Genomic DNA, 20,515 nt, shown 5'->3' on the forward strand with positions numbered 1-20,515 from the left:
TTCGTCGCCGTTCATGCTTCGGTCTGCAACCATTTCAATCAGGAGCGCCACCTTTACTCACGCGAAAATTTCAAGCTAAACCGAACCGCTGCTCTCTCCGAGTGGCGTCAACTCGGCGCGGCATAAGGGACAGCCTCATTGTCCTTGCAGAGACTGGTTCGCATCCGTCTGACACCACCGACCAAAGGCCAATCATGCACTAACATTCAGACTGGACCACTCAAGTGGGGCTGATCACTTCGGTTACGGCTAAAATTCCCGGCTAACAGGAAAAATTTTTGGAATCTGAGCTTGATTTCCAAGTGTTACGGGCGATTGCCCTGCGCAAATTTGCAGGGAACTTTGGCGCGAATATCAGGGATATTCCTCTGAAGAAACAGAGAAGTGCAGATCAAGATCAGGGAAGACCGAAACTTACGTCAAAGCCGTACGATTTGGCCTGCCCATTCCAATCGAGTGGAATAGGTTTGCGGACGATCCGTTCGAGGGTTAACGGGGTACACCGCTATGGATCACAACCCATTTGATGACGGACATGGATCAAATGCCATTGGCGGCTTGCATTCTCAGTCGTCGTGCGTCGCCATGATTAAGGCGCCCAACAACGGTCCGTTGTGGGCCAGGGATGCTGGGACCAGCTTTGGCCGAAAAAGTTCCGGTATCGTTTCGATATGTGATTGAACGCGGTCAAGATACCCCTTTGCCAAACCAACACTGCCGCCAAGGGCAATGGCTTCAAGGCCGAGGGTCACAGTCAGATCAGCGCAAAGATTGGCAATGGCCTGGGCCGATTTGTCAATTAGTCCATCTGCCCAATGTTCGCCCTGTACGGCTCGTTCAAATACGTCACGCGCGTCAAGGTCGCGATACCCAGCGCATTGGGCAGCCCGCGCGATTGCATTGCCGCTCGCGATGCTTTCGACAGTGCCAAACCGTCCGCTACCACACATTTCCAAGCTGAGGGAGGAGGAGCTGAACCCGATGTGGCCAGCCAACCCATTTGCACTTTGGTGCAACCGTCCCCCCAAAAACAGACCGCCCCCCACACCTGTGGAAACTGTGATGTAGCCGAAGTTTTTCAAACCCACGCCGCTCCCGAACTGGGCCTCGGCAAGTGTCGCAGCAGCAGCGTCATTGACAAGCGATGCTGGCCCGATTTTTTCAGCAATGATTTTGCCAAGGGGTATCGCTTCTATACCCTGCAGCGTTGCGCGATTAACAGCGTGCCAATCTCCGCGAGCATCGACGCGTCCGGTCACAGCCACGCCAAGCCGGTCATCTGGCCGGTAGCCGACATCGCGCAGCATCACAGTCAGTTTTTCGATGTGCACATTAGGGGCAGAATTGCCCTCCGTTTGGATGGTTCTGCTCTCATTGATTTGACCGTTTTCAATGCTTGCAACCGCTGTTTTTGTTCCGCCAAGATCCACGGCAAATCCGTTCAACTGGGCGATTTGGTTCATTGACGCGCCCCATGCAATCCGTCGACGAACAGCTTTGTCATGACTTCCAAACGTGTCAGCGCGCTGCCGACAGTCACACAATCGGCACCGGCGCTCAGGGCCTGATTGGCCAACAAAGGCGTATCGTACCGCCCTTCGGCCATAGTAAAGGCGCCCAAGGTGCTGAATTCGCGAACCAGATCGATATCGGGAGTATGTTCTGCCTTCGCAGTCGCAGCGGTGTAGCCAGACAGAGTGGTCCCAAGGATTTTTGCGTCTCCCGTCAATGCGTGCCGGGCATCGTCAAGTGTAGAGCAGTCGGCCATTGCAATCGCGCCATGTGATAAAATCGTGGCAAGTACTGCGTCTCGGCTGTCATGTCGTGGACGATTTGTGGCGTCATAGGCGACGATATCGGCCCCAGCCTTAATAAGCGCTATTGCGTCTTGTTTGGTTGCCGTAATTTGCACGGGTGTCTCCTGACTGTCGGATTTCACGATGCCGATAATCGGGACATTGACCAGCGGACGCGTTGCACGAAGGTTCGGGATGCCTTCAATACGCAATCCTGCGGCGCCGCCTGCGACCGCGGCCAGTGCCATTGCGGCGACGATGTCAGGCTTGTCCATCGGACCGTCGTCAACAGGCTGGCATGATGCGACCAGGCCACCCCGAAGCCGCTCTAGCACATCCGTCATTGCTTTCGCTTCTTTCTTTGTTTGGCGCGCCGTTCTGCCAGGGCAAGATCGGCCTCTTCTGACCCATCATGAAATGAGCCGAACCATTTATCCAGTGGGATCGTGCCATCAGAGTAATTCACCTCAAAAAGCCGATGATGTAGATAGTGCGCATAGTAGGGCAGGTGAAATGTTGACTTATCCTTTGTAACGACACGATCGAACCCTGTATGTCCCTGTGCCGGTGAAAGTCCAACCATCATGGAATAATGCAAGAAATGCAACGGGTGCGCAGGAACGATCCAGTAAATCAGAAAGCCAGAGAAATACAATAAATGTTCAACCGGATGCATTGATATTCCTGACCAAGGGCCGGGGTTGCTGTTCCGGTGATGGACCTTGTGAAAACGCGTATAAAGAGGGGGCCAGTGAATTAGTCGGTGCACACAGAAAAAATGAAATTCGTGTAACAGCGGCACAAAGAACCAAAGAAGAATGAGCCAGATCGGATTGGCGATCGGATCAAGCTGGGCAATCATGCCATTGGCATATAGCCAAAGCGATGTGACCTCCCACGCTGTCCAGATAGGAACGCCAAATACAAACGTCCAGAACAGATTATCACGCAGCTGCGTTCCAAAGGTAAAACCAGGGTGTTTTCCTTCTGGCCATTTTCGGTTGAACTTAAACAGTGTGCCTTGCGCACGTCTGATGTACAGCCAATAGTGTTGCAAGCCGACAATCAGAACCATTAGGGTGCAATTTCGAATAAAAACAAATGCGATCCAGTCCAAAGTTAATGTGCGCATTTGCTCGACCGGCGGCGTCAGGAACAACCACACAAGCGTGCCCAGACCGCCATAAAAAACGCCCCATGGAAACAAGTATTTGGGCAACCATCCTAAAATGGAGACCAATTGGGGTGGCCAGACAAAGACCCCTGGATATCGGATAAGCTCATTCGGTTTCCAGTAACCGCGGTTGTCTTCCTTGCCGAAATCAGAGTCATCCATGATTTACGTGACCTCCCTAACATACACTAGCATTCGAAGTCCGGCTTTAGCGAACTCATTCATGGCAAGCTCGAGCCATGGGAATTTCGACGCACGGCGCATTCATACGTTTGCCGAGATTTGTTTTCCGGTCAGCTTTTCATAAGGTAAATCTGTCAGTTCGCTGGTGCACAGTCCCGTGCTTTGAACATTGTAACTTGCGGCGGCGATGGGGTCATAGGCGTCTTTATGTGACACCGCTGCTTTGACAATCACAAAGTCAGCGTTTTCAGGGCTGATACCTTGCGAATGCAACTGGCCTAGATCCATTGGCGGTGTCTTGTGGCTGGTCAATAGGACCGTCGCCTGAACATTTTGCAGTACGGCGCAAGGGCCCATGTCGATATGTGTCCCCATCATAGAAGCCAGATGAGATTGCTTGTTCTCAAGCTCAAATTTTCCATCACTGAGGTGGCGAACGACACCAGAAAACTCCATGGGTTTACCATGATGTTCGTCAGTTTTGGCACCAATCAACAGGTTGATTGTTTTGCCTGTCTCCGACGCATGGCATTGCGCCGCGGCTTCTGGGTCGTTTACGATTGCGACGATGTTCTTGCGGCCTGTGTCTAACAATGGTTCCAGCAAACCTGTGCCATCACCCGGCGTGCCCCCGCCAATATTGTCAGCGGGTTCAACCAGCAATACGGGCCCCTTGCCGTGTGGTTCAGCGTCAACACGCTCCAGAACCGATTCTAGCGAGGTCTCGGTCGGATAGGCGTGACTTACGTTAGCCTCAAATTCCGCCAGCAAGTTGTGCAAATAACCGCGCGCGGTCTCGGCATCCCCGCTTGTGCAGCAATTAAGACTAAACCCGCAATCTGGAATATCCGCGTATGCATAGCCGCCCATCACATTGATGCACAGGATGTCCGGATCCCGTGCCTCGATGGCGCGTGCTTTTGCCTGCACCGCTTTCATGGGGTTGACTGCTGTGGCAAGCCCTGTGGGCGGGATGACAAAAGCGGTCGCAAGATGGTGTTGGCTGGCTGTACGCCCATCCATCAATTGTTCTAATCTCTGTGCGGCATGCACGGCCGCTTCGCGGGCATCGCTATGAGGATTCATGCGGTAGGAATACAGACACGTGCTGAAATCGGTCATGTCTTTGGTGACATTGGCGTGAAAGTCAATGACCGCAACGACAGGAATGTCGATGCCCTTGGCGTGCAACCGATTGTGAGTTTCACGCAATAATACACCTTCTACGTCGTCACAATCTTGGCTGACCATTGCACCATGCAGGATGAGGAATATTCCAGCCAGGTCAGCGGATTCCTTTTCAAGCACATCGAAGAAATGACTGTTAAATAGGTCGACGGCCTCTTGTGCTACCATCCCCGAGGGGTTGGCGGCCATCTGTATGGCCGGCACCACGGTCCAGTCCCGAAGCTGAGCATATTCCAGAAACCCGTCCGTAGGAGACCCGTTTCCAGTGTTTTGCGAAATTACGTCATGTCCGATATTTAGCCCGCCCTGACGAAATTCATCCAGTCCGGTCTTGTGGTGCAGAAACGTGTGGGTTTCATGAAACAATCCGGCCAACAGCACGCGTTTGGTTTTCATCTCTTCGCCCCCTGGCCGCGCATTCATATCTTGTTGTCGGCCATCAGATCCTGATCAAGTTTCGCTTGATAAGCTGCGCGGGCCTCTTTGTCTATTTCGACGCTCTTTGCAAAATAGATAAAGCCAACCGCCCGGCGTGACCGGGTCTTGGAGCGGTTTTTCCCGGCCCAGTGAATGGTTTTGGAATCGTGCATCAAAAACGTGCCTGCACCACACGGGAACGCGACAGTATTTTCTTTGTCGTCATCTGTGCCGAAATCGGTCATTCCCTGCGAAAATCCCAGAACGTTCGATCTTGCATGGGTGCGAAAACCATCGGCCTTGTGCGAACCGCGAACATAGTGAATACACCCGTTCTCATGATCGACATCTTCTAGCGCCAGCCATCCGGTGACGGCCTTGGACGGTTTGATATGAAAGAAATATCCATCTTGATGTGCAGGTGTCGCTTTGCCGATGCCCGGCGGTTTGTTGAAATATTCGACATTCACGCCCTTAACCTCTTCACCTAGTGCTGTTTCGGCCATCGTTCGGATGACACTATTTCGCAGCAAATCATCAAAATAGGAATCGTGATCGTGCATATTCATCAATTGCTTGATGCTGGTGTCGTCGTTGATGTCTTCGTAATAGACTTCGGATCGGCTCATGCCCGGAACGTGCTGGGCAATATACCGATCCAATTCTGCATTAATTTCGGCCATTTTTGCGGCGCCAAATAACGAATCGACCCGCAAATAACCGTCCCGATCAAAACAATCTTTCGTCTCCGAAGCGTCAAAATCTAATGCGGATTGAAGCATGGCCCTGTCCTTGAAACGATGTTTGTTGTTGCACAAGTGAACTCCAGAATGTTCACTAAGTCACGTAGTCAATCCGGCAGAAAGATAGGAATATCGATAATTTTCGGAGAAAATCGGATCGAGTAATTATGAATACCAACATTCAAACCGCTCATTTGATCCTTGGAAAACATCAGTTTGGTCGTATTGATGAACGCATGAAGATAGGTCCTGTGATCTTGCACGTTTACGACTTGTTTTGGGTACATCAGGGCGACGTCAGAATTAGTTTTCCAACGCTTGGCCGCACACTTGATCTAAGCGCCCCAGACGGTGTTTTAATTCTGCCCGAAACGCAGTTTTCGGGGCGTGCGACGGGGCCTTTCGCGACCGCATCCGTTTGCCATTTTCAATATTCAGGGCCTTGCGCGCCAGCGTTTAAAGCCCGAGGAATTTATAAGGTGCGCTTTGATGAAAATTTGCACGTCCACAATCAGGTGCGTCTGGCGATGGAACTTGCACAAAAGGATGACGACAGGCTGATGAGCCGTCAGCAACGTCTATTGCACTCAATACTTGATGGGTTCGAGAGCCCGACCGAACGATCAAACGCACACAAGGCGACGCCGAAACACTGGCTGGAAGCAGTCTGGATACAGGTCGCCGACCATTTACAGGGCATACGCACACTGAATGATGTTGCACGAATTGCCGGCGTGAGTGAAAGCGGACTGCGCAGACAGCACCGCGCGATTTTTGAGACCTCGGCAGGCGAATATCTACGTATTTTGAGGCTAAGCAAGGCGGAAACACTGTTGGCCACCACCGGATTCTCAATATCGGAAGTCGCCATGCAGGTTGGGTATCGGCACGCCGAAACTTTTTGCACAGCGTTCAAGACTTCACGCGGGATGACGCCTGGTCAGTTTCGCCGCTGGTCAAAACCATTTGCGTAAAAGAAAGCAAATATCATGAGACTGTCCAAGAAAATTACAATCTACGCCAACCCAGACCCGTTGCTAATAAGCCAACAGGCGATTTTTCCCGGTATCGTTCAATTGGAAGACGACAGCCTGTTGGCTATCTTTTCAATTGGACAGGCGTTTGATGCAGCCGACCATCGGGCATTTATCAGCACCAGCACCGATTTGGGCCAAAGCTGGACTGCACCGAAACGGCTGCATCACCATGAATTTCAACCACATCCGATTTCAGAAACGATGAAGCCACTGTTGCTGGCTGACGGAAATTTGTTGGCGACTGGCTATGGCTTTGTTCGTCATACTGATCTTGCGCCGATTGTTGACCCCGATACATTCGCGGTTCTTCCGCTTCGGAATTTGGTCAGCCGGTCTGTCGACAATGGGCAAAACTGGGAGGTTCCGAACCTGGTCGATATTACTGGTCAACCGCTTGAAATGTCCGGTCCGTGTATTCAGTTGCAATGCGGCCGTATCCTTGCCGCGGCCCCGCCGTTCCATTTGGGGGAGGACGGGCATTCGGGCTGGATCATCTTCAGCGACAATAGCGGTCAAAGATGGGAAAAATTGACAACATTTTTTGAGAGCCCTGGCGGCGAGATCGCCGCATGGGAATGTCGGTTGTGTGAAACACGTCCGGGACAGGTGGTGGTTCTGTTTTGGGCCTATGACAATAAGACCAAAACCAATCTGAACAACCATGTCGCGATATCCTACGATGCAGGCCAGAGCTTTGAGCCCGCAATTGACACGGGCGTGCGTGGACAAGCGTCAAACCTGATGCGGTTGGCTGATGATAAAATTCTGACAATACATGCGCATCGCGAAGATCCTGCCGGGCTTTGGGTGCGTCAGGTCGATATTTCTGATGGACGGTTCAAGATTGAAAGTGAGCTAAGTCTGTTTTCTGACGATCATATGAAAAGCGACGCCACCGACATCAAGAAGCAATTTGGCAGTCTGAAGTTTGGGCAGCCGTCGCTCTTACAGCTTTCAAACGGTCAAGTACTGGCCGCATACTGGGCGGTTGAGGAGTGTCAGCACGTGATCAAGGGGTGCATACTGGACCTGTAAACCGCTCGGGATGTTAGAAAGAAAGCCGTACGAAATGCAGGCTCATCGCGCGGTTGTCGCCTGCGTAATATGTTACTATTACATCGCCGTCGGGCAGGGCAGTGGCAAACGGCAAGCCAAAGCCCCACATTTCCATACCTGCCAGCAGGTCGCCTGTATCACGGACATCACTGTCTTTTGGCGCGGCGTGTGCGTATATTTGAACTTCACTTTCAGGCTGGAACGCGGCGTCAATTGTCAGGGCCATACGTGCGCGAATGCTCTGGCTGCCAAACCGATCAACCCACGCGAGGACAACACGTCCGTCGAGCAATACCGCCGGCTGTCCGGCCTGATCGGAAATCCCTATATCCTGTGCGTCGGACCATGTTTGCGCATTATCTTTGCTTAGACGGCGGTGAATGTTTTGATATTTTTTGGTCGTCCGGTCATAGGTCTAGGCAAAGCTTGCAACGTTTCCAAATGCGTCAACTGCACAGCGCAGGTCCCAATTGAAGAAGCGCCCGGTTTTGCCTTCGGCGACTGGCCGGGGCGCTGACCAACTCATCCCAGTATCCAAAGAGTGTGAGAACACAGCTTTTTGTTGCCAGGTCGTGGCGTCATCGTAGTGTTTGTTAGTCTCGATGCTCATGGCCAATGACCCGTCGGCGAGTTTCAGAACCGGGCAGGTAAGGCTGGGCGGTCCAATCTCATCTGGCATGGGCACCGTGCGCCATGCCGTCCAAGAGGCCCCACCATCGTGTGACTCTGCCAGTAAGATCGCCATAGGCAAACAGCCTTCTGTCGCAGCGTTGAACAGAGGTATGCCCGGATGGCTGGTCCGATCTACCCACATGGCTGCGGCCAACAAATGTTGCGGTCCAAGTTCTGTCAAATAGCACAGCTTGAGCGATCCGAACTGTCCACCGACCTTTACATCAAGGAATGGCATCGTCGGTTGGCTCCAGCTGCGTCCATTGTCACGGGATCGATACATCTCGATCGTTTCTTGGTCACAGTCCTTGTCAGCGCCCATGCGCGCCGTGGCGAGAAGAGTGCCGTCATTCAGTAGGGTTATGGATCCGAAGGTGATGCATGCGCGATTGGTTCCCGGCTCGCCCTGGCTGATTGTTCCTCTGTCGACGATTTGCAGCGCTCGATCCCCCAAAGATTCTAGTCGTTGCCGACATGATCCGTTTTGCCAGGCCAGCCCATCAATAGCTTTGCCTGTTTCTCAGCCTTTCTTGCTGCTTCGGCATCTTCAAAGATCCGCATGACGCATTGCGGTTTTTGACGGTCAATCACGTCGTACACCAAGTGATAGCCAAGCTTGTCCATGATCGGTCCGATCCATCCGGCACAATGGTCACAATACCGCGCCATCGGTTCGGCATCATTGTCCATGACTTTGCCGAGGCTCGGGCACGCGTTCATTCGCAATTTAAGCCGGTCTTCATGCAGCTCAAGATCTAGGTCGCAGTTTTCCTCGATGCGTATGTGGTCCCAATACTCGCGCATCCCCTCGAGTCCCTTTTCACGAAACAGCTCGATCGTGTGGCGTTCCTGGTTTTTGCTGATCTCCAGCCAATAGGCATGCAGCGCATCTTCGCCCTGTGTCTCAAGAAATTTAAACACTTCATTGTAAAACTTGGTGAAATGATCGCTGGGAATCATGGGCGTTTGTAAATGATCTGGCGGCACGAACCCGGGCCGGTGATTTCTGTGTCGATTGCAAACGGGCTGTCTGCGGCCATGGCGTTATTGGTCTTTATCGTCTGGTCACAAAAATGTTTTGAAACGCGGCCGGAAATCTTTTGGACATGGGCATAGGCGGTGCAGTGGCGAACCGTCAGTACGATCATGTCCTTGCCAATTTCAATGTCATACTCAGCTTCTTCGCGGTCAAAAAAATGCCGCCAGTGTTTAACCAACTCGCCCGCGTTTCCGTCCATCAGATGAGCGCGGATATCTGCATAGACATCCTGACCGACTCGCTCGAAGATTTTGTCCATGACGTCGATGCCATAGTATTTAATAACAAATTCGATTGTCGTGTCGGCGGCACCGTGGAAATCCATATGGACATTACCGCTTTCGTTATAACGCAGCGGTTTGTCGTCCGGCCTGATCACGCCATTTGTTCAAACACAGGTTTGCCCCCCACATAGGTTTCGCTGACCGCCAATGTATTTGGATCCAGCACGGCAAAATCGGCGAGTTTTCCGACGGCGAGGCTGCCGAGGTCATGCTCAAGTCCAAGTACGCGGGCCGGGATAAGTGAGCTGGCCATAGCCGCACGCGTCAGGTCGGTTCCGGTGAAGGACAAATAGTTTAGCATTGCTTCGTGCGACGTCAGCGAAGAGCCACACAACCCTCCATTATCGTCTTTGACGGCGTTTCCTTTGGCGCTGGTGACCCAGTAGCCTGGAAAAGCCTCAAACCGTGCCCCGTCGCGACCGGCATATTTGATTGAATCAGTTTCAAGGAATACCCGGTCGGCTGGCAGTTGCGACAGCAGTTTCACCAGTTTTGGGTGCACATGAATACCGTCGCATATCAGCCCCAGTGCCAGATCGGGCTCTGCCAGCAACGCATCTGGCAGCGAAAAAGGATGAACGCCACTGTCGTCGGGTGGCAAGGATTTGGTGACATTGTACATGTGGGTGACGGCGTCGATACCCCATGAGACATAGCGCGATATGTTATCGGCCAAGCCTCGGCTGTGGCCAAGGTGAACCGACACGCCATTCTGCTTCATCAGGCCAATAAATTCTTCGGCACCATCCAGTTCAGGGGCGACGGTAACTGCCAGCAACTTTCCCTCTGCCGAATTGATAAGTTGATGGCCAAGTTCAAGAGTTGGCAACAAAAGGTTTTCAGGGTTATGGGCGCCGGGCGCACCGAAACACGGGCCCTCACTGTGGACACCAAGTGCGCGTGCGCCCCTAGCTTGGGAACACTGTTGCGCCAGATCTGACAAAACACCGGCGGTTTTGTCCGGTGCCAATGAACCGATAGACGGCAGGAACCCAGTCACACCATATTGGGGCAATAGATCTGCACTGTTGGCAACGCATCCCGGTGTAGGCTCGTGATAAAAATTAATATCAAAGCCGTGCTGCAATACATCGATCATGCCCGGAAACAAGATCCGTCCAGCTCCGTCTATGACCTTGACGTCGTTTCCTGAGACAGTTTTCCGGTCCAGCAACGCGGAAATTCTGTCGCCATCGACCAGCAAATCTTTATGAACTGGCCCTTCAGGCGTTATGATTGAAACGTTCGTCCATTTTTGTTTAACTTGCATGAACTTGCCGATCCTAATATGTTATTATGTTAACGAAGTAGGTTCAAATTTCAAGGTGCATTAATGGCGCGACTCTGTGTGTGTGTGACCGGTTCAACCCACGGGATCGGCTTTGCCATTGCAAAGGCCTTTGCACAATCGGGCGCGCGTCTTGTCATAAACTCGCATCAGCCTGATGCCGCAGCTGTAAGAGCGCTAGGCGAATTGACCGAATGTCATTTTGTGCAGGCAGATCTGTCCACTGTGGAAGGGGCCGAATACCTTGTCCAACAGGCGCACCACAAACTGGGCGCCCTTGATACGCTGGTGAACAATGCCGGTACGTTTACTGACACCGATTTCGGCACCATTGACAGCGAAATGTTTCGCCGTGCTTTCGATTTGAACGTCAAAGGTTATCTGTTCGCGTCTCAGGCTTTCGCTTCCATCGCATCGGCAGCTGGGAAAGGGGGATCGATAATTTGCATCGGGTCCACGAATTCTTTGGCCGCAGAAAAAAACAGCGTCATCTATGACAGTACCAAAGGCGCAATTTTGATGATGATCCGCTCGCTTGCAGTTTCACTGGCGGACCAGGGGATACGGGTCAATGGAATTGGCCCGGGTATCATTGAAACACCATTGACCCAAGCCGTGCTTGAGCCAAAGCAAACGCGCGATGAGCTGTGCAGGCAAATTCCCTTAGGCCGGATCGGTCAGCCAGATGACATTGGCGCGACGGCAGTATTCCTGGCATCGCAAGCCACAGGATATATCACCGGACAAATGCTTTATATTGACGGTGGGATTACGGCGCAGCAAATGTCATGGGGTGCACAAGTATGAATAAAGATTTGTCACCACGACACCTACAATTGCGGTCCATGCTGTTGCGACGCTGGAAGACCCAAGGCCTTGGTCCCGGCGACAAAATTGAATCACAAAATGAAATTATCAAGTTTTGTGACTACTCGCTGATTACAGTAATGAAAACACTCAAAGATCTCGAAGCCGAAGGGGTGATCCGACGTCAGGTCGGTAAAGGATCCTATCTGGTGAAAACACCTTGGGCCGAAGCGCATTGGCGTATTGGTTTTTTTTATAACCGAGATATCGTTGGTGGTGGAATATTCGACAATGCGTTCTACACCAGAATGGTTACTGCGATTGAAAAAGGCGTAGTCTCAGATGGGCACGAATTCGTGCTGGGCAGCTTCACCCACGGTGCGATGCCAACAAATCTTTGGGATGCTCTCGACGCAGTTATTCTAACCGGGATCACCGATAAAACGAACACCGGCGGTTTGTCCGAAACGACCAGTCAAATTAGCCTGATTGATCTGTTTACTGATGATACGTTATTTCACAGTTTCCGGCTCGATTTCGCGTCGCTTTTTGTTGATATGTTCAAAAGTTTCGCGGGCAAGTCCTATCGGTATCTTTATTTGGACTCTGAGATATTGTCAGGCGAACAAGCCGCGCGCCTAGAAGGGTTTCGGAATGCCCACAAAGAGGTGGATCCCACGGCAAAGATTTCGGTTATCAGCGTCAATCAGGAAGTCGGCGCAGAAGACACCGACGCCATGATGGATGCAATCGCCAGATTTCAACCAGACGTCATTTGCGGGTACCTGCATCGAAACTGGCGCAATGTCATAGCAGCGCAATACTCCGAAATGACTAAAGTTTATGGGTTTGCGTTGGATTCCGAAAAACCGGGATTTGTCGTCCAGACATCTGAATGGATGGGCCAGGTTTTGCCAGAGATTTATGAACACCTCGCCAACCGTCAATCGGCAGTGGAGCATCACGTCTATCCTGCCAAATTTGTTCGCTGACACATTAATTACAGGAAAAAATATGCTTAAAATAGTCAACGAAGGTGCCCAATCGGACCTTCCATTTAGCCCGGCGATCATCGCCGGAGACTTGATGTTTGTATCCGGACAAGCATCGGTAGATCCTGATGGCGGCGCGATCATTCCCGGTACTTTCGAAGAAGAAATGCGCCGTTCAATCGAGAACTTGCGCTTGATCCTTGAAGGTGCCGGTCTGTCGCTGGACAATGTCATAAACGTCAAATCCTATGTGGCCAATCAAAAAGATCTGGCGGCCTATAACAAAATTTACGCCGAGTATTTCAACACCCCTTTGCCCACGCGCAGCACAATTATGGGCGTGCTTGGTACTTTGCTGCAATTTGAGCTTGATTGCATCGCTTGTGTTTCGACCACACGCCAACAAGCGTCCTAGTTCGCCACATGTGCTGAAATATTGCTGGTCTAAAAGAACGTAAGCACCCCGTCGATAACGTCATATTCGTCGTTGACAACGGGAATGAAACGCCATTTGTCAAAGGCCGTGCATGGATGCGAAATGCCTGAACAAATCATATCGCCAACCTTCCAGTCACTATCGCGTTCCAGTCGAACATAGGCATGTTGATCGTTCGTGCTGAAAATATCGCATTCCCCGACATCCAGAAATCCTGCACCCGGCCGATAACGTTTAAACGGCATCGGTAAGCCAGCGTCGAATGGCACGTCACGTTTGCCCATTGTCAAAAAACCCAGTCCCGGCTCTGGCAGGGATTGGACGTATGACCAAACCTCTAGGGCAGGACGAAATTCTGAATTCCAGTGGCGGTTTGGGTCCTGCCGCGCCTCTTCTTGCGCTGTGCGGCAGGCTCCATGGTCGTTGGTCACATAGCAGCCGCTGCGTAACAGGACTCTTACTGGAACCGATATTTTCAATGTCTTGAACCGTTCCGCGATTATGTCGAAATAAGACGATCCCCCACCAGTCAGTATGAATTCGTCCAGATCCGCATAGGCTGACTGTGGTGTGTCGCTGATGATCTCTATGATCAGATCGGCGTAGTCATTGACGGGGGTCGCGCTTTGCTCCAACCCGGGAATCGCGCCTTCAAACGCACCTATGCCACAAAAGCTGAATTGGTCTGGCGCAGCTCTAAGTGCTTTTATCACGGCCATGGCCTGTTCTTTGTGGCGCACGCCTGTGCGCCCACCAGAGGCACCGATCTCGACCAACACTCCAATTGGTCTGCTTTGAACCGTGTTCTCAAGATGGCGTTGAATGTTTTCAATCTGATCAATCGAATCCACAAAACAAAAGAACTCAAAACCCGGATCGGAATTCATGTCAGCGACCAAAGACAACACGTTGGATTTTCCAACCAATTGATTGGCCAAGACGATGCGTGAAACACCATAGTGGCGCATAACCTGAACTTGATTGATCGTAGCCGCGGTGACACCCCATGCACCGTGCCGCAGTTGTTCATCAAACAATTGCGGGCTCATTGTGGTTTTGCCATGTGGGGCCAGTGACAAGCTATTTGCGCTGAGGTAGTCCAAAAAGACGTGGGCGTTGTAGTCGAGATTGCTGCGTTTGAGCACCATTAACGGCAACGGCATGTCTTCGCGAAGGACATTCCAGTTTTTGTCGGCTATGTCTCCCAATGCAAATGGGGCAGTGGTCGCGGGAATTCCCTTGGTCCGCCCGTCAAGGATGGTCTCAAGAATTGGTGCCACGTCAATTGCGCTAGATGTCATCAAAAGCCGCCAGCATTTTATCTGCATATTGCGTAACGGCCAGAACGTCGGCGCCGATATTCAGAAAGTTGTAACCCATGCCCGCATAGCTTGCGACAGTTTCCGGGTTGCTGACGGTCGCCGCGATTTTGTTGTGCTTGCGCGCGGTTTTGGCCATGGTTTCGCGCATCCGTGCTATTTCAGGATTGTCCAACTGCCCGGGTATTCCCAGAGCGACTGACATGTCGCCTGGGCCAAAGAATAGCCCGTCGACACCGTCCATTTCGGCTATCTGTTCAAGATCATCCATAACTTCGGGGTCTTCCATCTGGTACAATACACAGCGTTCGCTGTTGGCTGTTTTGAGGTATTCTTCGAATTCGACACGGGTGTACATGGCGTCGTTGTTTCCACCATCTACGGGTCGCCGACCCAGTGGTGCAAATTTTGTCATATCTCGCACATTCGCCGCGTCGTCCAGGTTCATCACATGCGGGACAATCAGACCGGCCGCATCCATTTCAAGTGGCCGAATATAGTCGCTATAACTCCCGCGCGAGACGCGGACAAACGCATCAACATCGTGGATTTTGGCGGCACGTATCTGATGCTCCATAGTTTCAAAACTGCCCGAGCAATGCTCAGAACACAGCCAGATCGCGTCAGGCTGAGCCATGGCGAATATCTCGGCAATTTTCGCGTCATTGGTGTTGAGCTTTAGAACACGTGCAACACCTCCTGCGCGAACCTTGCGCAGGACCCGGCTTTCTCGCATATGAAATCCGGATTTCCGGCCTGCGGTGTATTGTTCTTGCGTCATGGTTCCCCCATTCAAATCTATTTTGCAGTATAGCCGCCATCCACCGGTATATTCGTTCCGGTCAGATAGGCGGATGCGTCGGAAGCTAAGAAAACGATTGCTCCCTTTAAATCAGTGTCGTTCGCCATGCGTCCAAGTTGGGTTCTGGCAGAATATTTTTCCACGAAAGCAGCAGGTTGGCCTGCCTTGTATCCACCTGGTGAAAGGCAATTGACGCGAACGTTGTTCGGGCCAAGAACACTAGCCGCCCACCGGGTGAAATTGATCATGCCGCCTTTTTCAAAAAAGTATATGGGCGACGGGTCCGGCATCATGTCGGTGCCGACGTAATTGTCCATTTCAATACCCACATTACCCATCATCGAAGAGATGTTGATGATCGAGCCTGAATTCTTGGCCTTCATGTTCTGTGCGAATAGATAGGTGATTTTAAACAGGGCCGAGGCGTTGACATGCAGACTGATATCGTAGGCCTCTAAATCATGCGCCCATCCATCGTGGGCCGAACGTGTAACCGCATTGTTCACCAGGATATCGCATGCGCCGCATTCCGTGATTATATCGGCGTGAAGTTTTTCGATGGAGCTGTCTGATGCCAAGTCCAGATGCATGGCTGTCACGTCATACCCACGGTCATTCAGGTCTTCTGCGACTCTCTCCAAGGCCTCAACGCCTCGAGATGCGATAAAGGTTTTCGCCCCGGCCTCGGCCAACGCTTCGACAATCTGACGCCCATAGAGCCCTGCACCTCCGGTCACAAGTGCCACTTTTTCTTGCAGTGAAAAGGTCTCTAATACCGACATCTCGTTACTCCAAATCTTTCAGGTAAATGACTTTTCCGCCCTGATCCCGGCTTTCGATGCCAGCGATCACCAATTGCATAAGTTCATGCGTTTCGGCCCATGGAACGGGTGGGTTGCCGGACCGCAGGTAATCCACGAACGACAACAGTTGCGCCTTGAACGCGCCATAGCTGTCGGCCATTCGCAATTGAACGCCACTGTGGGTTCCTGCAAGCGTCATCATCCCTGCGCCGCCCGCCAGATCATAAATGTTGACCAGATTGATGTCGACGCCATCGCGGTGGCGCAGATGAACAATGTTGCGCTCAGAGGTGCCGGTGTTTTGAACGGAAATGAAACCTGGGCCGACGATTGGATACACAGCCTCAAGCGCGTGAATGCCGTAAGTTTCCCAGTTTTTGGCCATGGTGAAATTTACGTATTGCAGTTTGCCCAATTCATGGGTCGCATGGTGATAGGGCACGAATTCCTTGGCAAACCGCATGGCAGAAGAACTGATGAAGGGTTTTCCACGATCTGCCCATTCTGAAAATGTGGCAAGGTCGGCGCGGTTGTTGCACAAGGGCTTGTCGACAAAAACTGGCAAGCCAGCCTCGATAAACGGACGGCATCGTGCCACGTGCTCTTCACCTTTGTCCGTGGCAACCAGCACCGCATCGACATGACCGATAACATCTTCGGCGTTTGGAACGACGTTGGCGATTTTGGCGACGCTTGCAACCAGTTCGCCGTCTGTGGGCTCGTCTGTCCAAACATGTGTGACCTCTGCCTGTTCAATCCCAAGCGTACTGGCTGGCTGTTTGGCGATATAGTCGCGGATAGCGGGGTAGGGGCATTGGGCCAAAGCTTCCGCGTCATAGCGTCCATTTATAATGATGCTCCAAGAATACGGATGACCGTTGCCCTCGGTCATGCCAAGCATGGCCAGTTTGATCGGGCCATTCTTAATTGGAAAATCAGGCATTCAATGATCCTCGTTCACCAGGCGGTCCAACCACCGTCGATTGGCAAGGTGTGGCCTGTGATATAGCTTGCCGCGTCCGACAACAAAAAAGCAACCGGTCCCGCCGTTTCATGTGACTGGCCAACACGGCCCAGCATCGTTTGGCGTTCAAGATTTTCGACGAACACGGTCGGCAACTTCAGCCTGTCAACATTTGGAAATGGTCCCGGAGCAACGCCATTCACGCGGATGTTCTGGGGACCATAATGCGATGCTAAATAACGCACCACTTGTATCATCCCAGCTTTTCCGGCCCCATATTCAATCGGGTTGCGCGTGACGCCAGATGGGTAATTCGCCTGATTGGGTGACACGAGGCCAAACATGGACGCATACATTACGATACTACCGGCTCCGCTCATATGGCTGGCAGCCTGGCGCGCCAATAGGAATGGACCGGTCAGGTTCATCCGGTTTGCCATATCAAAATCGTCGCCAGTCACATCATTGATCGGCTTGCCAGATGCTCCTGATGTGGCATTCACCAGACCATGGAGATCACCAAACCTGTCGGCGCACGCGGCAACTGTATCAATGATCGAGGTCTCATCGGCGACATCAAGTGTTTGACCCCAAACTTCTGATTGGGGTGACTGCGCTTGGATCAGCTTAACAGTCTGATCCAATTGTTCTTGATTTGCGTCACCAATGCAAACTTTTGCGCCCTGTGCGGCAAGCAACTGGCACAGTGGCACTCCCAGATATCCCGCGCCTCCAGCGACGAGAATTGTTTTGCCTGCCAGATTGTTCATCGTCGACACCCCATTCAGTGTTCCAGCTCAATTATTTTACGTTCGTCCCAAGATTGTTTGGCGGCTAGCGCAAGCCGCAGGTTCAGATATGCGTCTTCCAATGTTGCAAGATGACATTGACCGCCCTCCAACGCGTCCATCATGTAATTGGCCTGCATTGCAAACCGCGCCTGATGGGCCTCCATCGGAACCAGTCCGTCCATGAAGTCATGGGTTTCGACGGGACCGGCCGTGTCGCTGTTTCGGTACGTCAGCGTGGAATGATCCAGCAAGAGATTTCCCGTAGTGCCAATGAATTCCTGTTGATTGGTATTTGGCTTTTGAAATTGATTGATCGTCACGTTTGCCATTGTGCCACTTTCAAAGCGGATGTTGATCAGGCAGGTGTCTTCGGTCTGCGTGCCTTCCAAAACCAGTCGATCATACATACAGCTGACGTGCCTTGGTTTGCCCGCTATCCAGATAAGCATGTCAAACAAATGGCTTGCCGCGTCCAAAATCGCACCGCCGCCCATCTCTGGCCTGGCGTAATAGGTGGTTTGGAAATCGGGGCGATACTTGGGAAATTCTTGCGACGAGTTCATGTATATGAGTTTCAATTCGCCAATCTTGCCCGTCTGAATGTCCTTGCGAACTTGTTTCAACTCATCTGCAACCCGGCGCGTAAACCCTACGCGAGCAAGCAGGTTGGTTGAACTTACATTATCAAGCGTTTTGCGAACGCCGTCGGCGGTGACGGACAGTGGTTTTTCGACCATGAAGGGCAGCCCGGCAGAAACACAGGCGTTCATCAATGGAACATGCATATGTGCAGGGGCGCAAATTACTGCCAGATCATAGTCCTGAAGAACAACCTCACTAACGTCAGCATAGCTGTGTACCAGAGCGAATTGGCTTAAAACAAAAGCACGTTTTTCCGCATCAGGTTCCACTACGGAAAGTGTCGCGCGCCGGGTCTGCTCATAGCCTTTCAAGTGCCGCCGCCCGATGCCGCCCGTCCCAATGATCAAGACCCGATGAATAGCACATTCCCCCGCAATTTCATGCGTCCCAAACTTCGTTTCTGAGATTTGACTCTCTCGCATAACTGGTTATTATGTTAATATGATATCTTTGCATGTCAACAGATACAGCTGCCGTAAGACATATAGGAAAAAGCAAACGAATTTCGGGGGCGAACGTGCCGGATAACATTCACAACAACCAAGTCATTGATCAATGTAAGTCGCAACTGAATTCTGCCGCAATTGCGGACACTTTGGATAGCTTGGGCTATCATAATCAAGTTGTTCACCCCGGGATATCCGCCTTGGATCCAGCGTTGATCCTGTGTGGTTTTGCGCGTGTTGGGTTGTATATGCCGATATACCACGATGACGAAGATACGCGTGTATATGAGCATGAGATCGCACTTGTAGACAGCCTGTTGCCGGGAGAGGTTATTGTTTTAGTATGCCATGGAAATCAGCGGATTTCTCCTTGGGGCGAACTTTTGTCTGAACGTTCGACCTTTCTGGGGGCAGCGGGGTGCTTAACCGACGGATGTGTTCGGGACTCTGTGCAAATCCAGGAATTGGGTTTTCCGGTTTATGCCAGCGGTAAAAATCCCGCTGATACAAAATTCCGCGGGAAAATGATGATGAGCGATGTCCCAGGAGAGATTGGTCGCGTGCCTGTCTCACGCGGAGATTTGATCTTTGGAGATCCGGATGGAATCGTCATCATTCCTGCCTCTGTGGTTGGACAAGTCGTTGAAAAGGCATTGGATAAAGTAAGTGCCGAAAACACGGTGCGTGACGAAATTCGATCAGGAGAGGCGTTGGTTGATATTTTTGAGCGACATCAAATTCTCTGAAAATTCTGGCGTATACAGATTAAACATTCAACATTTCCAAAGAAGGCTTAAGTGACCGCATTCTTACGATTCACTTTGGTCGACCAAAAATAATTTTGTTGACACCAAAAACTGTTTTTGGTCTACTGGATGAGTGCAAATCTTTTGGAGTTGGTGGCGTGGAAGGCAAAAACCAAGCAGCTCATATCGCCAACACTTTGGCCGTCGACGTTCATGCCGGGAATATCAAACCCGGCGATATGTTTCCGTCTGAGCGTGATCTTTGCGATCGTTTTGGCGTTGGTCGCAGCATTGTGCGCGAAGGGCTTACAATCCTGCAAAGCATGGGCCTTGCAGACCATTCAAAGGGTAAGCGGCCGCGCGTCGCTGAGCCAACACTGTCGCGCGTTATGATGGCGGCATCCGATGCTGCGCAATTTTTCTTCAAAGACAACGAAGGGCTGGCGCATCTGCAGCAGGCGAGACTGTTCCTTGAGACAAGCATGGTTCGTTTCGCAGCTGAGAATGCGTCAAATGCGCAAATCGCAAAGATGATGAGTGCCATCGAGGAATGTGATGCAAACCTTTCCGATATCAAAGCATTTCGCATTGCCGATGTGAAATTTCATCGTGCGTTGTCTGAAGTGTCAGGCAATCCAATCTTTGTCGCGCTGCATGAAACATTTGTTGATCGTCTGATGAAAGGGGCGCCAATTCGCGTTGATTTCCTTGCCCACAACAAGACAAGCAACGCGGGACACAAAGACATCTTATCGGCCATAGTGGCAAAGAAATCGGATGTTGCCGAGCAAGCGCTTACAGCACACCTGACGCGAAATTACGATTTTAGTTTTCAAAATTCTCTAACCAGTAAATCGAAGGAAGTCTCTTTATAAAATCCAAAGCGTGTA

General features: G+C 51.6%; 23 protein-coding genes. 7 read left to right on the forward strand and 16 right to left on the reverse strand.

The genetic code is table 11. From position 1 onward, the window contains the following. Nucleotides 1-566: 566 nt before the first annotated feature. The 5 genes from ACSHWX_RS15050 to ACSHWX_RS15070 form a co-directional block, all read right to left on the reverse strand. Nucleotides 567-1,463 carry an ROK family protein gene (locus ACSHWX_RS15050; RefSeq protein WP_435669052.1) on the reverse strand — a complete coding sequence of 299 codons (897 nt, stop codon included), beginning with the start codon at nucleotides 1,461-1,463 and terminating at the stop codon, nucleotides 567-569. Then, a complete protein-coding gene (locus ACSHWX_RS15055; RefSeq protein ID WP_435669053.1) occupies nucleotides 1,460-2,140 on the reverse strand; it encodes an N-acetylmannosamine-6-phosphate 2-epimerase in 681 nt (226 codons plus the stop codon). The genes ACSHWX_RS15050 and ACSHWX_RS15055 overlap by 4 nt, the downstream gene beginning before the upstream one ends. After that, complete coding sequence (locus tag ACSHWX_RS15060; RefSeq protein WP_435669054.1) at nucleotides 2,137-3,132, reverse strand: sterol desaturase family protein; 996 nt, start codon at nucleotides 3,130-3,132, stop codon at nucleotides 2,137-2,139. The genes ACSHWX_RS15055 and ACSHWX_RS15060 overlap by 4 nt, the downstream gene beginning before the upstream one ends. A gap of 102 nt (nucleotides 3,133-3,234) precedes the next feature. Then, nucleotides 3,235-4,737 (reverse strand): M81 family metallopeptidase, encoded by a 1,503-nt coding sequence (locus ACSHWX_RS15065; protein ID WP_435669055.1) that lies wholly within the window; start codon nucleotides 4,735-4,737, stop codon nucleotides 3,235-3,237. Between the two features lie 23 nt (nucleotides 4,738-4,760). Beyond that, nucleotides 4,761-5,540 (reverse strand): phytanoyl-CoA dioxygenase family protein, encoded by a 780-nt coding sequence (locus tag ACSHWX_RS15070; RefSeq protein ID WP_435669056.1) that lies wholly within the window; start codon nucleotides 5,538-5,540, stop codon nucleotides 4,761-4,763. Between the two features lie 128 nt (nucleotides 5,541-5,668). Here ACSHWX_RS15070 and ACSHWX_RS15075 point away from each other — a divergent pair, with 128 nt between their 5' ends. Further along, on the forward strand, nucleotides 5,669-6,475 hold the full coding sequence (locus ACSHWX_RS15075) for a helix-turn-helix transcriptional regulator (RefSeq protein ID WP_435669057.1): 807 nt from the start codon (nucleotides 5,669-5,671) through the stop codon (nucleotides 6,473-6,475). Nucleotides 6,476-6,490: 15 nt separating this feature from the next. Beyond that, the gene (locus tag ACSHWX_RS15080) at nucleotides 6,491-7,573 is read left to right on the forward strand and encodes a sialidase family protein (protein ID WP_435669058.1); all 1,083 of its coding nucleotides are present in this window, start codon (nucleotides 6,491-6,493) and stop codon (nucleotides 7,571-7,573) included. 13 nt (nucleotides 7,574-7,586) lie between these two features. Here ACSHWX_RS15080 and ACSHWX_RS15085 read toward each other — a convergent pair whose 3' ends face one another. From ACSHWX_RS15085 to ACSHWX_RS15105, 5 genes are all read right to left on the reverse strand, one after another. Next, nucleotides 7,587-7,886 (reverse strand): hypothetical protein, encoded by a 300-nt coding sequence (locus ACSHWX_RS15085; protein ID WP_435669059.1) that lies wholly within the window; start codon nucleotides 7,884-7,886, stop codon nucleotides 7,587-7,589. Between the two features lie 123 nt (nucleotides 7,887-8,009). Then, nucleotides 8,010-8,720: a sialidase family protein gene (locus tag ACSHWX_RS15090; RefSeq protein WP_435669060.1), complete on the reverse strand. Its 711-nt coding sequence runs from the start codon at nucleotides 8,718-8,720 to the stop codon at nucleotides 8,010-8,012. A 5-nt stretch (nucleotides 8,721-8,725) separates the two neighbouring features. Then, entirely contained in the window at nucleotides 8,726-9,226 is a 501-nt protein-coding gene (locus ACSHWX_RS15095) for a hypothetical protein (protein ID WP_435669061.1), read from the reverse strand. After that, complete coding sequence (locus tag ACSHWX_RS15100; RefSeq protein WP_435669062.1) at nucleotides 9,223-9,684, reverse strand: hypothetical protein; 462 nt, start codon at nucleotides 9,682-9,684, stop codon at nucleotides 9,223-9,225. The genes ACSHWX_RS15095 and ACSHWX_RS15100 overlap by 4 nt, the downstream gene beginning before the upstream one ends. Continuing rightward, nucleotides 9,681-10,859: an N-acetylglucosamine-6-phosphate deacetylase gene (locus ACSHWX_RS15105; protein ID WP_435669063.1), complete on the reverse strand. Its 1,179-nt coding sequence runs from the start codon at nucleotides 10,857-10,859 to the stop codon at nucleotides 9,681-9,683. Before ACSHWX_RS15105 ends, ACSHWX_RS15100 begins: the two co-directional genes overlap by 4 nt. A gap of 63 nt (nucleotides 10,860-10,922) precedes the next feature. On the opposite strand from ACSHWX_RS15105, the gene ACSHWX_RS15110 reads away from it, so the two are divergent. From ACSHWX_RS15110 to ACSHWX_RS15120, 3 genes are read left to right on the forward strand one after another with little or no spacing between them, the layout of a single operon-like run. Then, entirely contained in the window at nucleotides 10,923-11,684 is a 762-nt protein-coding gene (locus ACSHWX_RS15110; protein ID WP_435669064.1) for an SDR family NAD(P)-dependent oxidoreductase, read from the forward strand. Further along, nucleotides 11,681-12,676 carry a hypothetical protein gene (locus ACSHWX_RS15115; RefSeq protein WP_435669065.1) on the forward strand — a complete coding sequence of 332 codons (996 nt, stop codon included), beginning with the start codon at nucleotides 11,681-11,683 and terminating at the stop codon, nucleotides 12,674-12,676. Before ACSHWX_RS15110 ends, ACSHWX_RS15115 begins: the two co-directional genes overlap by 4 nt. A 22-nt stretch (nucleotides 12,677-12,698) precedes the next feature. Further along, nucleotides 12,699-13,091, forward strand: coding sequence for a RidA family protein (locus tag ACSHWX_RS15120; protein WP_435669066.1), 393 nt, complete (start codon nucleotides 12,699-12,701; stop codon nucleotides 13,089-13,091). Between the two features lie 29 nt (nucleotides 13,092-13,120). Here ACSHWX_RS15120 and ACSHWX_RS15125 read toward each other — a convergent pair whose 3' ends face one another. The 6 genes from ACSHWX_RS15125 to ACSHWX_RS15150 are packed head-to-tail and all read right to left on the reverse strand — an operon-like array spanning nucleotide 13,121 to nucleotide 18,855. Continuing rightward, a complete protein-coding gene (locus ACSHWX_RS15125) occupies nucleotides 13,121-14,413 on the reverse strand; it encodes an amino acid deaminase (protein ID WP_435669067.1) in 1,293 nt (430 codons plus the stop codon). Then, nucleotides 14,403-15,212, reverse strand: a complete 810-nt coding sequence (locus ACSHWX_RS15130) for an HpcH/HpaI aldolase family protein (protein WP_435669068.1) — start codon at nucleotides 15,210-15,212, stop codon at nucleotides 14,403-14,405. Before ACSHWX_RS15130 ends, ACSHWX_RS15125 begins: the two co-directional genes overlap by 11 nt. Before the next feature lie 17 nt (nucleotides 15,213-15,229). Further along, nucleotides 15,230-16,015, reverse strand: a complete 786-nt coding sequence (locus tag ACSHWX_RS15135) for an SDR family oxidoreductase (RefSeq protein ID WP_435669069.1) — start codon at nucleotides 16,013-16,015, stop codon at nucleotides 15,230-15,232. A 4-nt stretch (nucleotides 16,016-16,019) separates the two neighbouring features. Continuing rightward, a complete protein-coding gene (locus ACSHWX_RS15140; protein ID WP_435669070.1) occupies nucleotides 16,020-16,979 on the reverse strand; it encodes a Gfo/Idh/MocA family oxidoreductase in 960 nt (319 codons plus the stop codon). 14 nt (nucleotides 16,980-16,993) lie between these two features. Next, a complete protein-coding gene (locus tag ACSHWX_RS15145; RefSeq protein ID WP_435669071.1) occupies nucleotides 16,994-17,770 on the reverse strand; it encodes an SDR family NAD(P)-dependent oxidoreductase in 777 nt (258 codons plus the stop codon). Between the two features lie 14 nt (nucleotides 17,771-17,784). After that, the gene (locus tag ACSHWX_RS15150) at nucleotides 17,785-18,855 is read right to left on the reverse strand and encodes a Gfo/Idh/MocA family protein (protein WP_435669072.1); all 1,071 of its coding nucleotides are present in this window, start codon (nucleotides 18,853-18,855) and stop codon (nucleotides 17,785-17,787) included. A 32-nt stretch (nucleotides 18,856-18,887) separates the two neighbouring features. Between ACSHWX_RS15150 and ACSHWX_RS15155 the strand changes: the two genes are divergently transcribed. Together ACSHWX_RS15155 and ACSHWX_RS15160 are read left to right on the forward strand one after the other, a co-directional pair. Beyond that, nucleotides 18,888-19,625: an RraA family protein gene (locus tag ACSHWX_RS15155; protein WP_435669073.1), complete on the forward strand. Its 738-nt coding sequence runs from the start codon at nucleotides 18,888-18,890 to the stop codon at nucleotides 19,623-19,625. A 158-nt stretch (nucleotides 19,626-19,783) separates the two neighbouring features. Then, nucleotides 19,784-20,500, forward strand: a complete 717-nt coding sequence (locus ACSHWX_RS15160; RefSeq protein WP_435669074.1) for an FCD domain-containing protein — start codon at nucleotides 19,784-19,786, stop codon at nucleotides 20,498-20,500. Nucleotides 20,501-20,515 lie beyond the last annotated feature (15 nt).

The sequence above is a fragment of the Maritalea sp. genome (genome assembly GCF_051251695.1).
Taxonomy (GTDB): Bacteria; Pseudomonadota; Alphaproteobacteria; order Rhizobiales; family Devosiaceae; genus Maritalea.

Coding starts and splice junctions, on each gene's coding strand:
- ACSHWX_RS15050 (WP_435669052.1), bottom strand. CDS start 1,463: ATGAACCAAATCGCCCAGTTGAACGGATTTGCCGTGGATCTTGGCGGA.
- ACSHWX_RS15055 (WP_435669053.1), bottom strand. CDS start 2,140: ATGACGGATGTGCTAGAGCGGCTTCGGGGTGGCCTGGTCGCATCATGC.
- ACSHWX_RS15060 (WP_435669054.1), bottom strand. CDS start 3,132: ATGGATGACTCTGATTTCGGCAAGGAAGACAACCGCGGTTACTGGAAA.
- ACSHWX_RS15065 (WP_435669055.1), bottom strand. CDS start 4,737: ATGAAAACCAAACGCGTGCTGTTGGCCGGATTGTTTCATGAAACCCAC.
- ACSHWX_RS15070 (WP_435669056.1), bottom strand. CDS start 5,540: ATGCTTCAATCCGCATTAGATTTTGACGCTTCGGAGACGAAAGATTGT.
- ACSHWX_RS15075 (WP_435669057.1), top strand. CDS start 5,669: ATGAATACCAACATTCAAACCGCTCATTTGATCCTTGGAAAACATCAG.
- ACSHWX_RS15080 (WP_435669058.1), top strand. CDS start 6,491: ATGAGACTGTCCAAGAAAATTACAATCTACGCCAACCCAGACCCGTTG.
- ACSHWX_RS15095 (WP_435669061.1), bottom strand. CDS start 9,226: ATGATTCCCAGCGATCATTTCACCAAGTTTTACAATGAAGTGTTTAAA.
- ACSHWX_RS15105 (WP_435669063.1), bottom strand. CDS start 10,859: ATGCAAGTTAAACAAAAATGGACGAACGTTTCAATCATAACGCCTGAA.
- ACSHWX_RS15110 (WP_435669064.1), top strand. CDS start 10,923: ATGGCGCGACTCTGTGTGTGTGTGACCGGTTCAACCCACGGGATCGGC.
- ACSHWX_RS15115 (WP_435669065.1), top strand. CDS start 11,681: ATGAATAAAGATTTGTCACCACGACACCTACAATTGCGGTCCATGCTG.
- ACSHWX_RS15120 (WP_435669066.1), top strand. CDS start 12,699: ATGCTTAAAATAGTCAACGAAGGTGCCCAATCGGACCTTCCATTTAGC.
- ACSHWX_RS15125 (WP_435669067.1), bottom strand. CDS start 14,413: ATGACATCTAGCGCAATTGACGTGGCACCAATTCTTGAGACCATCCTT.
- ACSHWX_RS15130 (WP_435669068.1), bottom strand. CDS start 15,212: ATGACGCAAGAACAATACACCGCAGGCCGGAAATCCGGATTTCATATG.
- ACSHWX_RS15135 (WP_435669069.1), bottom strand. CDS start 16,015: ATGTCGGTATTAGAGACCTTTTCACTGCAAGAAAAAGTGGCACTTGTG.
- ACSHWX_RS15140 (WP_435669070.1), bottom strand. CDS start 16,979: ATGCCTGATTTTCCAATTAAGAATGGCCCGATCAAACTGGCCATGCTT.
- ACSHWX_RS15145 (WP_435669071.1), bottom strand. CDS start 17,770: ATGAACAATCTGGCAGGCAAAACAATTCTCGTCGCTGGAGGCGCGGGA.
- ACSHWX_RS15150 (WP_435669072.1), bottom strand. CDS start 18,855: ATGCGAGAGAGTCAAATCTCAGAAACGAAGTTTGGGACGCATGAAATT.
- ACSHWX_RS15155 (WP_435669073.1), top strand. CDS start 18,888: ATGTCAACAGATACAGCTGCCGTAAGACATATAGGAAAAAGCAAACGA.